The organism is Flaviaestuariibacter amylovorans (genome assembly GCF_039541815.1).
Classification (GTDB): domain Bacteria; phylum Bacteroidota; class Bacteroidia; order Chitinophagales; family Chitinophagaceae; genus Flavisolibacter; species Flavisolibacter amylovorans.
The window spans coordinates 90,643-106,642 of record NZ_BAABGY010000001.1 but is presented as its reverse complement, the minus strand read 5'-3'; the positions used below and the strand labels follow the sequence as shown (position 1 = coordinate 106,642).

Here is a 16,000-nt window from a genome sequence, read left to right as displayed (position 1 = left end):
CCCGCTAAGTAAAAATCCCCCTTGCACCGAATAATGCCCTTCCGTACATTAGCTCAAAATCCGATTGCTTATGAGCCGTCCATTCAAGGTGCGCATCCCCTATCGCAACGAGGTGCTCACGGCGCTCGTGCAACTGCGCAACCAGGGCTTCGACCTGATCTGCAGCATCCGCTACCTCAACCCGCAGGTGGCTGCACTCTTCCCGAAACAGCAACTCGTGTTCAGCCTTGCCGGCGGCCTGCAGGCCGAATACCTGCTCCGCAACAGCGCCCTCACCGACCTGCTGGAGCGCACTTCCGAAGCCATCGCGGCCCACCTGGAACAAAACGGCAGCTGACCCGCCCGTAGAACTACCGTCACCCTTCGCTTCAAACCAATACCGATGTTGCTGACCCGCGCCCCGCTTCGCGAATACCTTTCGCTCGTGCTGCTCTTCCTGCCGGCAGGGCTCTTCGCGGTGCTGCTCGCCACCTTCCGGCACGACCCGCGGCTTGGTGTCAGCGCCGCCTTCCCCTACCTGCCGGGGCAATTCGTGCTGCTGGCCCTCGCCGGCACCGTGGCCACCGCCGGCGGTGTGCTCGACTGGCGCTATCACCGCAATCCGCTGAACATGAAGATCCCGAAAAAAGAGCGGGAGGCCGAAGCGGCCGCGCTCGGCCTCGGCGGCCTGCCCATGTTCGGGCTCATGTGGGGAGCCACCCTCAGCGCACAGCCCACCCGCTACCTTTTGCCCATCATCGTGGTGCTGATCTACACGGTGGCGGCCATCTGCTACGACGAATTCGTATTTCACCGCAAGCGCTGCGGCGCACTGGAGAATACCTATCACCGGATGCTCGTGTTCGGCAACGGCATCGCCTGGGGCTCCTGGTTTCATTATATCTACTGTTCATGAATTACCGTACCCTACTCCAACTCGCCGGCCATTCCTTCGATCACCGTCCGATCGCCCTGGGCCGCCCCTTTACGCCGCAGCTTTTTGCCCGCGGCGCCCGCTGGATGCAGCAGCAGCTGCAGGCGCTCGACCCCGCTACATCGCCCGCCGTTGACCCCGGCATCCCGTTCACCGCCTGGGGCCTGCTCAAGTACGGCTCCTGCAGCGTCATAGCAGGCGCGGCGGGCTACGGACTCTGGCTCCTGCACCCCGCACTCACGCCGCTGGCGGTGCTCGTCTTCTATTCGTGCGAGATCCACTTCCTCTTCCTCTTCCCGCTCCTGCTCGACGGCCGCCCCGACCCGCTCCGCGCCTCTATCCGGTCCACCTACAAAGTGGGCCCGCTGCGCGCGCTGCTGACCGTGCTGCCCATCGCCGGCTATATGCTCCTCGGGCTGCTCCGGCTCCGCCAGCCCCTGCGGCAGTGGCATATCGGGTGCCTCGCCATTCTGATCTGGTACCAGGATGAGATACGCAACCGCTTCTGAGCCGCGCTTCGACCTGCGCACCGCCCGGCGGGAAGCGCCCGGGCTCACGCCGCTCCGGGTGGCCTACCTCTCCGACCTCCACTTCCGTGGCGGCAGCGGCCCCATGGCCGAAGCGATCGCCGCATCCGTAGAAACACGGAACGTGGACCTGGTGCTCTTGGGCGGCGATTACGCCGACAGCCGCGCCGGCTGGCGCCACGTGGAAGCGCTTGCCGTACGCCTGGCCGCCGGGCGCACCGTGCTGGCCATCGGCGGCAACCACGACCGCTGGTGGGGACTGAAGCGCACGGAACGACTACTCCAAGGGGCCGGCTGCAGCTGGATCCACCACGATACGGCGGCCATCGATTGGTACGGGGCCCGCATCCGCATCGATGGCGACCTGCCGCGCGGGCGCGACGCGGGGGCCGCGCTCCGGCTGCTGTGCCTGCATGCCCCGCTGCGGCCCGGAGCGTTCGCGCCGCACTACGACGTGGCCTTTGCAGGGCACCTTCACGGCGGGCAGGTGGTGCTCTGGCGGCGCGGCGAAAGCCTGTACCCGGCAAAATGGCTGTACCCGCAGAACGTACTCGCCCGGCGGGTGGCCGGCTGCGATTACTACGTCAGCAAAGGCCTTGGCGACACGCTGCCCCTGCGCTGGAACTGCCGCCGCGACCTCCTGCTGCTCGACGCAGGCGCATCGCCTGTATAATTACGGTACGACCCTTCTTCCTGTCCCGGCCGGTGTCCGCATACAGCCGGACCGCGCAGATGCCGTACCTTAGTTGCCGCCACCGGCGATCCCACTTATGCGCCCGATCCTTGCCACCACCCTGGCCACTATGTATGGCCTTACGATGCACCTGCTGTACGGCTTCTTCGACGCCGCGCTGTCGGTAATGAGCCTTGCCTTTATGGGACTGGTGCCGGTCCTGATCGGCTTTATCACCGTGATCCTCGCGCCGAAGAAGACGCGCATCAGCAATACCGGTGCTTTCTTCCGTCCCTGGGCCACGACGCTGATATTGCTGTTTGCGACCATCGCCCTGAGCATGGAAGGCGCCATCTGCTGGATCATGGTCTACCCTTTTTTTGCCGTGATGGCGGGGCTCGGCGGGCTCTGGGCAAACAGCATCCGGCGCAAGCGACAGCGGGAGGAAGAAGGAAGCGAACCCTTCGACTGGGAAAAGCGGGACACGCTGCGGCTCTCGCTGCTGGCCCTTGTGCTGCCGCTCTTCACCGGCTTCCTCGAAGGCGAGCGCAGCTCTTCGGGGCAGGGACTCGTTACTACGCGCTCCGTGCTGATCGATGCGCCCCCGGAGGCCGTATGGGCCGCTATGGAAGGCACGCACGCGGCACTGCCCCGCACCGGCTTTCGCGTCAGCACCGCCATCGGGTTTCCGCGCCACCTCCGCACCGAGAGCGAACCCTTTGCCGTGGGCGCCAGGCGCCGGGCCATCTACGAGAAGGGCCTCGTGTTCGACGAGACCGTGACCCAATGCGTGCCCGCGCGTGCGCTCGACCTCGCTGTTCATATCGATCCCAAAAAGGTGCCGCCGACGGTGCTCGACGAGCACATCGTGATCGGCGGCAAGCATGTGCAGGTGGAAGAAGACCGCTACCGGCTCGAGCCGCTTCCCGGCGGCCGCACGCGCCTGTCGCTGGCGAGCAGCTACCGCATTTATACGCCCTTCAACTGGTACGCCGGCCTCTGGTCGCGGTTCCTCATGGGCGACATCCTGGGCGGCGAGCTGGCGCTGGTGAAAGCACGGGCGGAAATAAAAATTCAAAAGTAAAAATTCAAAAAGGGTCGCACAGGATGCGGATCCCTACATGGATAGAAGGCGTGCGCAAAAGCATTTTGACTTTTGAATTTTGAATTTTGACTTATGTCAAAGAGACCAGCCGCACCCGAGACCGACCTTCGGTTTTAACAATTCCTGGCAGCGCCCTTTTTGGACTGCTGCCGCGAAGGGAGTAATTATGTACCACGGGCCCCGGCCCGCAACCGAACGCCATGGAAATACTGCTGCTGATTCTGCTGCTGGTGCTCGTCCTGATCGTGCTCAACACCGTGCGCAGCCAGGCCGACCAGGTGGAGCGACTCTCCCACCGCACCCAATTCCTGATCGAGGAGGTGGCGCGCCTGCGCAGCCAGCGCGGACCAGAGCCACCCGCCCAGGTGGTGCCCCCAAAAACAGAAACACCCATTCCGCCCCGGCCGCTCACCCGCCCGATGCCGCAGCGCCCGCCCCAGGCCGCCGCCGAGCCGCCCCGCCTGCACGAAGCGCCTCCTCCCGAAGCCGTTGAGCCGGAGCCGATGCCGCAACCGAAGCGCCAGCGCGCCCTCCCTTGGGAAAGCTGGTGGAACAACAATCCCGACCTCGAGAAATTCATCGGCGAGAACCTGGTCAACAAGATCGGCATCGCCGTGCTGGTGCTGGGCATCGCCTTCTTCGTGAAATACGCCATCGATAAAGACTGGATCGGGGAAGCGGGCCGTGTGGCCATCGGCTTTGGCTGCGGCGCCCTGCTCGTGGGGCTCGCCCACTTCCTGCGCCGTAGTTATACGGCCTTCTCCTCGGTGCTTGCCGGCGGCGGCATCGCCGTCTTTTACTTCACCGTAGCCTTCGCCTTCCACCAGTATGGGCTACTGTCGCAAACCACTGCCTTTGTACTCATGGTGGGCATCACCGGCTTCGCCGTGCTGCTGGCGCTGCTCTACAACCAGCTGGCGCTGGCCGTGATCGCGGCGGTGGGCGGCTTCCTCACCCCCTTCCTCGTAAGCACGGGCGAAGGCAACTACGTAGTACTGCTCTCCTACCTCTGCATCCTCAACGCCGGCCTGCTCGCCCTGGCCTGGTTCAAGCGCTGGCCCGTCGTCAACATACTCGCCCTTGTCTTTACGCTCCTGATCGTGGGCGGCTGGATTGTACGGGACGTATGGATCGAAGAAGACCCGCGCATCAGGTACGGCCTCGCCCTGGCACTCGTGACGGTACTCTACGGACTCTTTCTCGGGATGAACATGGTGCACGGGATACGGCGCCGGACGCCCTTCCGCCGCCTCGACTTCTCGCTGCTGCTCGCCCTCACCGCTGCGTACTACGCGGCCGGCATGACCCTGCTGGCAGCGGTGGAAGGTGGCCGCTACCAGGGCCTCTTCACCATCGGCACCGGGGCCGTCAACCTCGCGCTCGCCCTGTATTGCTACCGCCGCGGCGGCACCGACCGCAACCTCCTCTACCTGCTCATCGGCCTCACGCTCACCTTCGGTGCGCTTGCCGTTCCGGTGCAGCTCGAAGGACATGCCATCACCCTGTTCTGGAGCGCCGAGTTCGTGCTGCTCTACTGGCTGTTCCAACGCTCGGGAATCGGGCTCTTCCGCACCGCCTCCCGCGTGCTCACCGGGCTCACGCTGCTGAGCCTCTTCCTCGACTGGCAGGCCGCCAACTCCGACCCGGGGCTCGTGCTGCTGTACCGCGACACCCGGGGCCTCGTCACCAACCTCGTGGTGACGGCTGCCTTCTTCGCCTACGCCGCCCTGCGGGCACGCGAAACACCGAAGGACGAAGCGGGCTTCGACCTTCGGGCCACGGAGCGGGCGGCACTCGCCATCGGCTGCACCCTGCTCTACCTCACGGCGCTCTTCGGCGTCAACCTGTATTTCTACAAATTGACGGCCTACGCGGTACCCAACGTGTACCACCGCATCGTAACGGCCGTCTTCGTGCTGCTGCTCGGGATCATCCTGAAGTGGCGCCGCGCCCGGTGGACAACGCCGGTCACGCTGGCACTAACGGGCGGAGCGACGCTGTTCTACCTCGGCAGCTTCTTCAACATCGTAGCCTTCCGCGAGCTGCTGGCCGGCGACCCGGGCGCCCGCGGACACTATTACGCGCAGCTGGCCGCCACCGCATTTTACATAGCGATGTTGCTGCGGGCGGCCCTGCTGGTGAAGCGGGAGTCGGCCCCGCTCCGCGCGCACCTCACCGGGCTTGCCTGGGCCTTCGCCGCCGCCTTCGTGCTCTTCGGGAGTATTGACGGATCGGTGCACTACGGCTTTGTACTCCAGGCACCCAGCCGGCCGCTCCCCTACCTGCTGGGGCAATACGGGCGCGCCGGTCTCACCATCCTCTGGGGCTGCTGCTCCTTTGTGCTGATGTGGCTGGGCATGCGGCACCGCAACAAGACGCTGCGCGTGGCCTCGCTGAGCCTCTTCTCGCTCGCGCTGCTGAAGCTGTTTGGCTTCGACCTGCGCGGCCTCTCCGAGGGCGCCCGCATCGCGGCCTTTATCCTCCTCGGCGTGCTGCTCCTCACCGTATCGTTCATGTACCAGAAACTCAAAAAGCTCCTCATCGATGACCGTGCTGTATAAAGGATTGCTGGCGCTGGCCCTCGGGGCAGGAAGTGTCGCCACGGCGCAGCCGCGCGTGCAGGCCCGGCTCGAAGCCGTTCCCCGCAGCGGCTGGTACCGGCTGGCGCTGACCACCGCCTTTACCGCGCACTGCCGCCCCGACCTCTCGGACCTGCGGCTTCGCGACGACCGTGGAAATACGGTCGCTTACCTGCTCGACAGCGCCGCCGCCGTTTCGGGCTACTCCTATGTGCGCTGCCCGCTGCTCGCCATGCGCACCGACTCGGTGCACAGCTTCATCGAGCTCGAAGTGCCGCCGCCCGGAACAGGAACCTTGCTGGTACAGTTCGCCAACACCTCGGCCCGCCGCACGGCGCACCTCAGCGGATCGCACGACCGCCGGCAGTGGTACAGCATCGCCGAGCACCTGGAGTTGTCGCCGACGGCGGTATCGGAAGCGATCACGCAGCAGTCGTTCACCTTCCCCTTCAGCCGCTATCCCTACCTCCGCCTGCAGGTGCGCAACAACGGTATGGATCCGATGGAAATACTGGAGGCGGGCTACAGCACGGGCCGCGCGGCGCCTGCCCCAATGGAGCCGCTAGGCGCACTGAGCCTCCGCCGGCACGACAGCGCCGGGCACACCCGCCTGCACCTGCGGAACGGCAACGGGAACCTCCTCGAGCGCATCCGCATCACCGTGGAAGGTGCCCCTTACTTCCTGCGCAACAGCACGCTGTACGCGGTGCGCGGCGGGCGGGAAGTGTACGTCACCAACTTCCTGCTGTCTCCGGGGCAGACCGAGCTCTTGTTCGCAACGCTTAACGACACAACACTGGTGCTCGTCATCGAGAACGGCGATAACCCGCCGCTGCGCATTTCCGGTGCGGATGCCTTTCAGCGGTCCCGCAGCCTCCGGGCCTGGCTCGAAGGCGGCATGCAATACACGCTGCAGGCCGGCGACCCGGAAGCCCGGGCACCGCGCTACGACCTTTCCGCCTTTCGCGACACGCTGCCGCAGGCCGTAGCGACGCTTGCCTACGGCGCGCCCGAGCCCCTGGGGCAGGTGGCTTCGCCCAAAGCCGCAGACCAAGGCATCCGCTGGATCTGGGTAGCCGTAGTGGCCGGCGCGGCCGTATTATTACTGCTGACGGCCGGACTGCTGCGCGACATGAAAAAGAAAAGAGACGGCTGACCCGCATCGTCAGGCAACAAAACAGAACGGCGGCTTCGGCAGCCCTTATCGAATCAACAAATACGTATGAAACAGCTCATCGCAGCAGCGCTGCTGCTACTTGCCTGGAATGCTTCCGCACAATCTCCCCCCGATCGCGAACTGAAGCGTCAGCTCGACTCGGTATATGCCATCGACCAGCAGTACCGCGCCCTGCTGTCGGCCCCGCCGGCGCAGAAAGACTCGCTGGCAAAAGCGTACGGCGTATCGCTTGGGGAGATCGACATGAAGCTGTGGGGCATCCAGTCCCGGATCGATTCCTCGAACCTGCGCTGGGTCGACTCGGTGATCGCCCGCAGAGGGTATCCCGGGAGGAGCCTGGTGGGCGAGCCGGCCCATGAAGCAGCCTGGTACGTGATCCAGCATTCCGGCAAGATCGCTCACTACCTCCCGCTCATCCGCACCGCCGGAAAGAAAGGCGAGCTGCCCTTCCGGCTCGTGGCCATGATGGAAGACCGGTACCTGATGGAGCAGGGCAAGGAGCAGGTGTGGGGCACCCAGGGTACCTGCCGCGGCAGGAAGGGCGTCACCGGCACCGAGTGCTTTATCTGGCCCATCAAAGACCCCGGGGGCGTGAACCGGCGCCGCAAGGAGGCCGGCTTCGACCTGACGGTGGAGGAGAACGCCCGGCGCCTCGGGATCACCTACCGGATCGTAACGCTTTCCGAGGTACAGTAGCCCCCTGCTGCATTCGATATTCCCTGTTCGATATTCGTTATTCTGCTCCTGGCCTCCACTTTTCTTTAGGAAATCTGTAACACCGGCCCGGCTACCTTCGTCCTATTCCCAAACCAACCGACATGCGTCCCGCCCGCCGCTCCCTGATCCGCACCGTCGCCCTTCCCCTCGGGATCGGGCTGCTGGCCTTTACGGCCATCCAACGCAAGGCGTCCGGCACCGCGCGCTGCCTGAAGGGGAATGCTGCCACCGAGCAATGCCGGCGCTCCGCACCCGTGAAGGGCAGCGAGCTCATCTGGGAATCCGTATCCCGCGGCATCGGTTCCGCCGTGGCACTCTGAGTACGACGGAACACCATTTCACCGTTCGTTTTCCCGGTTCATCCGCTTTCCCACCCACTGCTTCCCGAAATTTTCCGGTCTTTGCTGTAACTTTTACAGGGGCGTGCGCGTACAACATGCAACCAGCCCTCCCTAAGCCTGTTTATGACGGAAAGAGATTACAATGATTGTGTAACCCTGCACGCCGACGCGGTCTTCCGCTTCATCTTCAAGAACCTGAGGCATGAAGAAGACGCGCGCGATGTGGTGCAGACCGCCTTCGAGAAGCTGTGGCGCTCGCGCGAAGAGGTGGACCCCGCCAAAAGCAAGTCCTTCCTCTTCACGATCGCGTACAACGCCATGATCGACCACCTGCGTAAGGTGAAGCGCATCTACCTCAAGGAGGAGTTCAACCCCGACGTGAAGGTGGTGCACAAGCCCGCGCACAACGCCAAGGCCATCCTCGAGGAGGCCCTGGGCCGTCTTTCCGAAACGCAGCGCTCGCTGGTGATGCTGAAAGACTACGAAGGCTATTCGTACGAAGAGATCGGCACCATCACGGGACTTAACCCCAGCCAGGTGAAGGTGTACCTGCACCGCGCCCGGCTTCAACTGAAGCAGTACCTTGTAAAAGTGGAAAATGTCATTTAACGCACCCCTGCAGATCACCCGCGCGAACTACGAGGAGTACTTCCTGCTCTATGTCGACGACGAGCTCTCCGCCGCCGGGCGCGCCGCCGTGGACGCATTTGTGCTGCTGCATCCCGACCTGCAGGAGGAGCTCGCGCTGCTTGCCGACACGAAGCTCGAGCCGGAATTCCTGCCCCACCTGGATAAAGAAGCCCTCCTGGCGCCCGGCATTGCCGCGGCGGCCCTGGAGGAAGACCTGCTTTCCTATATCGACGACGAGCTGCCCGCAGCGGAGCGCCTCCGCCTCGAGGCTCTCCTGCGCACCGACGCCGGCCTCCAGGCCGGCCACGCCGCGCTCCTGGCTACCAAGCTGGACCCGCTCGAGACGCTGCCCTGCCCTTTCAAGAGCGAGCTGTACCGCAAAGCCCCCGCCCGCCGCGCCGCCTTCGGGTGGTGGCGCGCGGCCGCCGCCGTGCTCCTCTTTGCAGGTGCCGGTGGCGCCTACCTGCTGCTCAGCGGCACCCCCGAACGCACGGGTAACCCGGGCAACCTGGCACAGACGAACAACGCGCAAACCGGTCCGAAAACGGCCGCCGGCGCGCCCGCTTCCCTGGAGCCCGCCGTGCCTTCAAAGGCAACCATCGCCTACGGTAGCACGCCCGCACCGGGCCAGCAACCCGCAACCGCAACCGGGCAGCCTGCGGCAGGCTACAATGCCGTAGCTCCCGCGATCGCCCGCGCAGAAAAGCGAAAGCCTGCCGGCACCGGAACGCCCGCGCAACCCGAAGCGGCAAAGCTGGCCGCCGACGCACTTGTAGCGGCGAACGACGATGCAGCCCAGGAGACCTATGCGCTGCGGCTCCCCGGCCGCGTGAGCGAGCTCGACGCCCAGCCCGCGCTCCAACAACAGAATATTAACAGCACACCTGTAACAGATGCCCCTCTTGCTGCGTACACTCCTATGAACAACGCCGACAGCGAGGCCAGCACGGCCTCACTGAACAACGGCAGGCAGGGATCGGTACGTAGCTTCCTGCGCAAAGCCACCCGGTTCATCGAGCGCCGCACCGGCATCAGGACCACCAATGAAGACGACCAGCTCGTAGTCGGTACGGTGGCCATCAATTTAAAATAACCGAAAAAGACCGTGAACATGAAACGAATGTTACTTGCAGCCCTTGCAATGGGCACCACTTTGTCCGCACTTGCCCAGACCGACAGCACCGCCCGTACCGACAGTGCCGTGATCAGCACCTCCGCCGACACGATCCGCGTAGGGGGGCTCGTGATCGTCCGCAACGGCAAATCCGACCGCAACATCACCTGGAGCAGCAGCCGCAACAACCGCCGCACGCCTAAGAACCTGAGCTCCAACTGGTTCATCCTCGACCTCGGCTTCTCCAACTACAACGACGCCACCAACTACGGGTCGGCCGGCGCCCAGGCCTTTGCCCCGGGGGGCACGAAGGAGGGCTTCAAGCTGCGCACCGGCAAGTCGGTGAACGTGAACCTCTGGATCTTCATGCAGAAGCTGAACCTCGCCAAGCACCGCCTCAACCTGAAATACGGCATCGGCCTCGAGCTGAACAACTACCACTTCGACGATGAGCGCGTACACTTCTATGAGGACCCGACCGTGGTGCGCTTCGACTACGACCGCGTGAGCAAGAACAAGCTGGCCGCCGACTATGTGACCGTGCCCGTGATGCTCAACTTCGACTTTACCCCCGGCCGCCGCAAGGGCTTCGGCTTCTCGGCAGGCGTGAGCGCGGGCTACCTCTACTCGTCGCGCCAGAAGGTGAAGATCGCCGGCAAGAAAGACAAGACCCACGACAACTTCGACCTCGAGCCCTGGAAGCTTTCCTGGATCGGCGAGCTCAACCTCGGCCCGGTGCGCCTCTACGGCTCCTATGCCATGAACAATATGTGGAGCCGCGGGCTCGACCAGAAGCCCTATAACGTGGGCATCCGCCTCAGCCACTGGTAAGACGAGGATCTGAGATCTCAGATGTGATGATCTCAGATCTGCTGAACGAACGGAATTTTCCTATCGGATGGGTGCTTCTGAAAGAGATCCCAGATCCGAGATCACCGATCTGAGATTTTTTTCTTCGAAAACCCTGCACTTAGAAATTTGTGCAGGGTTTTTGCTAATTGGCAAAAGAACAACGAGGGGTGCATACCAAGCCCCGTTTCCAGCCGTTATCTTCACGTCGCCAACCGTTAGACCGTATGAAAAGCATCTTATTCCGTTCGGGCCTGATCGCCGCCGCGTTCTTCCTGCTGCCGGCGCACCGCATCGCCAATGCCGATGGCCACGTGGCCCACGCCCCTACCTTCAAAACACCCAAAGGCTTCAGCCTGCCCAGCCAGCCAGTACGCATCATGATCGACAAGTCGGGCTATGAGCTGCAGGTATACGATGCGCAGGGCTGGTATGCCACCTACCCGGTGGTGTTCGGCAACAACAGCCTGGCCGACAAGTGCATGGAAGGCGACCGTTGTACCCCCGAGGGCGATTTCCGCATCATCAACAAGCGCGTACATAATAAATGGAGCCGCTTCCTCGGCATCGACTACCCTACGGCACAGAGCATCGCGCGCTTCAAGGAGCTGAAGCGCCGCGGCAAGGTCCCCGCCAATGCCACCCCGGGCGCCGGCGTCGGCATCCACGGCACCTGGCCCAACGACGAATACATGATCGACCGCTACAGCAACTGGACCAATGGCTGCATCGCCATGAAGAACGAGGACGTGCAGGAGCTCTACCACTACGCCGTCGTGGGCACCCCGGTGCAGATCCGCCGCTGACCCCTGCCCTCCACTAAAAACGCTCTCTAAAACAGGAGCTCCCAGAACATTTGTGAAGCCGGAGGCGGGAACTGAAGCCGCTCCTGTGGGGTACTTCACGGCACACCTCCCGCCATATGGCTAAGCCCGGAGATTCCGATTTACAGACGATCTCGACTTATAGAAAGGCCTCCCGGGGCCTTTTTTCGTGCCCGGCACCCTGAGTCCGAACGTCTTGGGTACTCATCCGGAAACCCGCAGGGGCGTTAAAACTATGTTGCGATATCGAATCCCGGGGCGGGCCTGCACCGGGGGAGCGTTTTTTCGATAGATTTGCCCCCCTGCATGCACGCCGCAAATCGCACATATCACTTACTGCACCGGATCGGGAGCCTGCTGCTGATCCTGGCGCTGGTCTGGCTGAGTGTATGTACGCCTTTTGTATATGCAGCGCAGCTGGAGGAGAAGGCAGGCACCGAGCAACTCGCCGATTGCGAAGACGACGCTCCGCTCACCAACACCAACGAGGAAAAAGCCGAAGGCGGCCTGTCAATGCCCCAGGAGTACCTCCACGAGCCCCTGCACCTCCACCACCCCTCCTCTTTCGACCTTGCCGAATTCCACCGCTATGCGGTCGACGACCACGTGTCGTACCATCCCGAATTCGTGGCGCCCCCTCCCGAAGGCAGCCTTTCATAATTCACCCTTCTTTTCCTGATTGCTTGCTGTAACCCCTCTCTACCCGGATGCCGGCACCCGTGCCCTGTGTCATGTACCCTTACAGTAATTCCTTAAACTCATTCGTATGAAAGAGCGTACTTCCTTTTTCTCGTCCCTGCGGTCCGACATTCCGTCGTCCATTGTCGTCTTCCTCGTAGCCCTGCCCCTGTGCCTCGGCGTGGCTCTTGCCTCCAAGGCGCCGCTGTTCAGCGGCCTCATCGCCGGCATGATCGGCGGTATCGTCATCGGCGCCCTCAGCGGCTCCCAGCTTAGCGTGTCGGGCCCCGCGGCCGGCCTTACCGCTATCGTATCGGCGGCCATCCTCCTGATGCCCGGCGGCTCCTTCCCTGCCTTCCTCGTGTCGGTGGTCATCTGCGGCGTGCTGCAGATCGCGATGGGCTTTGCCCGCGCGGGCTCCATCGGCGACTATGTGCCCAGTGCCGTCATCAAGGGCATGCTGGCCGCGATCGGCCTCATCCTCATCCTGAACCAGTTCCCGCACCTGCTGGGCGACGACTCGCAGTTCGAGACCGACGAAGCCGTTCCCCCGCCGGCGAAGAAGGGCAATATCTTCACGAACTTCTTCCTCGCCTTCGGCAACATCAACAAGATCGCCTTCCTCATCGGCGGCGTGTGCCTGGCCTTCCACTTCCTCTGGGAAAAGCTCGTGACCGGCCGCAAAGGGTTCGTCCGCCTCATTCCCGCCCCGCTGCTGGTGGTGCTCATCGGCATCGGCATCGCTCAATCGATGGGTGGCAACGGCGCCCTCGATCCTCAGCACCTTGTAAAGCTGCCGCAAGCCTCCTCGGCAAACGAATTCTTCTCGTTTTTCACGAAGCCCGACTGGTCGGTGATCATGAACAGCCATGTCTGGATCACGGGTGTCACCCTCGCCATCGTGGCCTCGCTCGAAACGCTCCTTTCCATCGAAGCCATCGACGACCTCGACCCCTACCAGCGCGTCACCGACAAGAACCGCGAGCTGAAGGCCCAGGGCGTCGGCAACTTTATTTCCGGCATGATCGGCGGCCTCCCCGTGACCTCGGTGATCGTGCGCTCTTCGGCCAACGTGAACTCGGGCGCCCAATCCAAGAAGTCGACCATCATGCACGGCACCCTGCTGCTGCTCTGCGTGGCCTTCATCCCCAGCCTGCTCAACCTCATTCCGAAGGCCGCCCTCGCCGCCGTGCTCATCTTCACCGGCTACAAGCTGGCGAAGCCCGCCCTCTTCGTGGATTTCTACAAGAAAGGCTGGGACCAGTTCCTGCCTTTCGTGATCACGATCGCGGCCATTCTGGCCACCGACCTGCTGAAAGGCGTGGTGATCGGCATCTTTATCGGCCTTTTCTTCGTGCTGCGCAGTAACTTTAAGACGGCCGTGATGGTGGTGAGCGACGCCAACCGCCACCTCTTCCGCCTCCGCAAGGACGTCTCCTTCCTGAACAAGGCGATCATCAAGAACCGCCTCGAGAAGGTGCCGGAAAATTCCTACGTGCTGATCGATGCGAGCCGCGCCGACTTTATCGACCGCGACGTGGTGGAGGTGATCGAGGATTTCACGAAGCATGCGCACCTGAAGAACATACAGGTAGAAGTGAAGGGCTCGCTCGAGCGCACCAACGGCCTGTCGCGCTTCGCTGAAAAAGACGATGCGCCCTATGTGCCCCAGTCGGACATGGCCTCTTGATCTTCGCTGATTGCTTAACCAACTTAACGCACTTACTTACATGGAAACCTATCAGAAATTATTGCTCGAAAACAAGGCCTGGGCGGCGGAGCGGGTGGCCGACAACCCCGAATACTTCAACCGGCTCGCCGAGATCCAGAAGCCCGAGTTCCTCTGGATCGGGTGCAGCGACAGCCGCGTGCCGGCCAACGAGATCACCGGCACCCAGCCCGGCGAGATCTTCGTGCACCGCAACGTAGCCAACCTCGTGGTGAACACCGACGTGAACCTGCTTGCCGTACTTGATTATGCCGTGACGCACCTGAAGGTGAAGCACGTGATCGTATGCGGCCACTACGGCTGCGGCGGCGTGAAAGCGGCGGCCTCCAATACCGACTACAAGCCCGTGCTCAACATGTGGCTCCGCAACATCAAGGACGTGATCCGCACGCACCGCCACGACCTCAATGCCATACAGGACGAGAACGCGCGCCACGAGCGCCTCGTGGAGCTCAACGTGCAGGAGCAGGTGATGAACCTCGCCAAGAGCGCCATCATCCAGAAAGCCTGGAAGCGCGAGCAGCGCCCCGACCTGCACGGCTGGGTGTATGGCCTCAGGGACGGCCTCATCAAGCCCGTATTCGAGATGAAGGCCGGAACGAGCATCGACCCGCTCTATGAGTTCGACGGATTATAAGGCAGGTAAAGCAAAAGAAGAGATTCTTACCGCTAAGAAAAGAAGACGCTAAGGTATTCGCTAAGAGAAAGGTCCCAATGGGACCTTTCTTGATTTCAGAGGTCAGATGTGATGATGTCAGATCTTAAGGGCGAGGAAGCCGGAATGAGCTTCTGCGCGTTTAGAAGAACAGTGGAACAGGGAATAAGGAACAAGGAACAGAGAAGGAGAGAGAATAGCGAATGATGAGTATTGAATGTCGAAACGGGTACGCGCGAATAGGACGTACACATGCTCGAGGCAACAGTAGCAGCGCGACCCTTGCACAGAAGCGACTGTCGGCGATACATAAGACTGCTCCACAGAGGCGAGTTACCAATAAACTAATAGACCAATAAACTAATAGACCAATAAACTAATAGACCCGCGCTTGCGCGCCTCTTTGCGAAAACCTTAGCACCTTCTTTTCTTAGCGGTGAAAAACCCTTCTTTATCTTTATTCACTTATGTCGATCGAAGTAAAAGCCCTCCGCAAGCAGTACGGCACACAGACCGCCGTGGCCGGTATTTCGTTTACGGTGCGCCCCGGCGAGATCGTGGGCTTCCTGGGCCCCAACGGCGCCGGCAAGAGCACGACCATGAAGATGATCACCGGCTACCTGCAACCCGACGGCGGCTCCGTGACCGTGGGTGGCGTCGACGTAACGGCCGACCCGCTTGCCGCGAAAAAGAAGATCGGCTACCTGCCCGAGTCCAACGCACTGTACTACGACCTCTACGTGCGCGAGTACCTCGGCTTCATCGGCGACGTGCACGGCATCGCCCGTAAGAAGGAGCGGGTGGAGGAGGCGATCACACTCACCGGCCTCACACCGGAGGCGCACAAGCGCGTGGGCCAGCTCTCGAAGGGGTACAAGCAGCGCGTGGGCCTGGCCGCAGCACTCCTCCACGACCCCGAGGTGCTCATCCTCGACGAGCCCACCTCCGGCCTCGACCCCAACCAGATCATCGAGATCCGCAACGTGATCAGGGAGCAGGGCCGCAACAAGCTCGTGCTCTTCTCCTCGCATATCCTGCAGGAAGTGGAAGCCATCTGCGACCGCGTGGTCATCATCAACAAAGGCAATATCGTGGCCGACGATACGCTTGCCAACCTGCGGAGCCGCTCCTCGGTCAACAACGTGCGCGTGGGCTTCCAGGAAGGGCTCGAGGCCGAATGGCTGCGCCGCCTGCCCGGTGTGCTCGAAGCAGAAAAGGAAGAAGGCAACACCTGGCTGCTCCGCACCAACGAGCCGGAAACGGTACGCAAGGCGCTGCTGCAGCTGTCGGTGGAGCAGGGCCTCAACATCGTATCGCTGACCTCGGGCTCCGAGAGCCTCGAAACGGTGTTCCGCAGCCTGACCGCAGGGAAATAGCTTTAAAAAATGCCCATCAATGTCAGTGGCGTTGCGCGCGTCTGGAGCAACAGCCGCCGCAAGCGGCTAGCAATTTTTTAATTTGCACGCGGGTTTCACGCAAAGACGCTGAG

The 16,000-nt window shown here is 62.5% G+C and carries 17 protein-coding genes; all 17 read left to right on the top strand.

What is annotated here, in order from left to right:
* Positions 1 to 70 precede the first annotated feature (70 nt).
* The 17 genes from ABD937_RS00480 to gldA all read left to right on the top strand — a co-directional run bounded on the left by ABD937_RS00480 (position 71) and on the right by gldA (position 15,887).
* Positions 71 to 337, top strand: a complete 267-nt coding sequence (locus ABD937_RS00480; protein WP_345252614.1) for a hypothetical protein — start codon at positions 71 to 73, stop codon at positions 335 to 337.
* Positions 338 to 382: 45 nt separating this feature from the next.
* Positions 383 to 895: a hypothetical protein gene (locus tag ABD937_RS00475; RefSeq protein ID WP_345252613.1), complete on the top strand. Its 513-nt coding sequence runs from the start codon at positions 383 to 385 to the stop codon at positions 893 to 895.
* A complete protein-coding gene (locus tag ABD937_RS00470; RefSeq protein WP_345252612.1) occupies positions 892 to 1,422 on the top strand; it encodes a hypothetical protein in 531 nt (176 codons plus the stop codon). Before ABD937_RS00475 ends, ABD937_RS00470 begins: the two co-directional genes overlap by 4 nt.
* Positions 1,400 to 2,113: a metallophosphoesterase gene (locus ABD937_RS00465; RefSeq protein WP_345252611.1), complete on the top strand. Its 714-nt coding sequence runs from the start codon at positions 1,400 to 1,402 to the stop codon at positions 2,111 to 2,113. The genes ABD937_RS00470 and ABD937_RS00465 overlap by 23 nt, the downstream gene beginning before the upstream one ends.
* 97 nt (positions 2,114 to 2,210) lie before the next feature.
* Positions 2,211 to 3,197: an SRPBCC family protein gene (locus tag ABD937_RS00460; RefSeq protein ID WP_345252610.1), complete on the top strand. Its 987-nt coding sequence runs from the start codon at positions 2,211 to 2,213 to the stop codon at positions 3,195 to 3,197.
* Positions 3,198 to 3,418: 221 nt separating this feature from the next.
* Positions 3,419 to 5,779 carry a DUF2339 domain-containing protein gene (locus ABD937_RS00455; RefSeq protein WP_345252609.1) on the top strand — a complete coding sequence of 787 codons (2,361 nt, stop codon included), beginning with the start codon at positions 3,419 to 3,421 and terminating at the stop codon, positions 5,777 to 5,779.
* Positions 5,763 to 6,953 (top strand): hypothetical protein, encoded by a 1,191-nt coding sequence (locus tag ABD937_RS00450; RefSeq protein ID WP_345252608.1) that lies wholly within the window; start codon positions 5,763 to 5,765, stop codon positions 6,951 to 6,953. The genes ABD937_RS00455 and ABD937_RS00450 overlap by 17 nt, the downstream gene beginning before the upstream one ends.
* Before the next feature lie 66 nt (positions 6,954 to 7,019).
* Complete coding sequence (locus ABD937_RS00445; protein ID WP_345252607.1) at positions 7,020 to 7,670, top strand: DUF6624 domain-containing protein; 651 nt, start codon at positions 7,020 to 7,022, stop codon at positions 7,668 to 7,670.
* A gap of 122 nt (positions 7,671 to 7,792) precedes the next feature.
* Positions 7,793 to 8,011 carry a hypothetical protein gene (locus ABD937_RS00440; RefSeq protein WP_345252606.1) on the top strand — a complete coding sequence of 73 codons (219 nt, stop codon included), beginning with the start codon at positions 7,793 to 7,795 and terminating at the stop codon, positions 8,009 to 8,011.
* 144 nt (positions 8,012 to 8,155) lie between these two features.
* Entirely contained in the window at positions 8,156 to 8,641 is a 486-nt protein-coding gene (locus ABD937_RS00435; RefSeq protein ID WP_345252605.1) for an RNA polymerase sigma factor, read from the top strand.
* Positions 8,631 to 9,755 (top strand): anti-sigma factor family protein, encoded by a 1,125-nt coding sequence (locus ABD937_RS00430; protein WP_345252604.1) that lies wholly within the window; start codon positions 8,631 to 8,633, stop codon positions 9,753 to 9,755. The genes ABD937_RS00435 and ABD937_RS00430 overlap by 11 nt, the downstream gene beginning before the upstream one ends.
* 18 nt (positions 9,756 to 9,773) lie before the next feature.
* Positions 9,774 to 10,607, top strand: coding sequence for an outer membrane beta-barrel protein (locus tag ABD937_RS00425; RefSeq protein WP_345252603.1), 834 nt, complete (start codon positions 9,774 to 9,776; stop codon positions 10,605 to 10,607).
* 245 nt (positions 10,608 to 10,852) lie between these two features.
* Positions 10,853 to 11,431, top strand: coding sequence for a L,D-transpeptidase family protein (locus ABD937_RS00420; protein WP_345252602.1), 579 nt, complete (start codon positions 10,853 to 10,855; stop codon positions 11,429 to 11,431).
* A gap of 324 nt (positions 11,432 to 11,755) precedes the next feature.
* Entirely contained in the window at positions 11,756 to 12,109 is a 354-nt protein-coding gene (locus ABD937_RS00415; RefSeq protein ID WP_345252601.1) for a hypothetical protein, read from the top strand.
* 106 nt (positions 12,110 to 12,215) lie between these two features.
* Positions 12,216 to 13,817: a SulP family inorganic anion transporter gene (locus tag ABD937_RS00410; RefSeq protein WP_345252600.1), complete on the top strand. Its 1,602-nt coding sequence runs from the start codon at positions 12,216 to 12,218 to the stop codon at positions 13,815 to 13,817.
* Positions 13,818 to 13,857: 40 nt separating this feature from the next.
* A complete protein-coding gene (locus tag ABD937_RS00405; RefSeq protein WP_345252599.1) occupies positions 13,858 to 14,493 on the top strand; it encodes a carbonic anhydrase in 636 nt (211 codons plus the stop codon).
* 485 nt (positions 14,494 to 14,978) lie between these two features.
* A complete protein-coding gene (gene gldA / locus ABD937_RS00400) occupies positions 14,979 to 15,887 on the top strand; it encodes a gliding motility-associated ABC transporter ATP-binding subunit GldA (RefSeq protein WP_345252598.1) in 909 nt (302 codons plus the stop codon).
* The last annotated feature ends 113 nt before the right edge of the window (positions 15,888 to 16,000 follow it).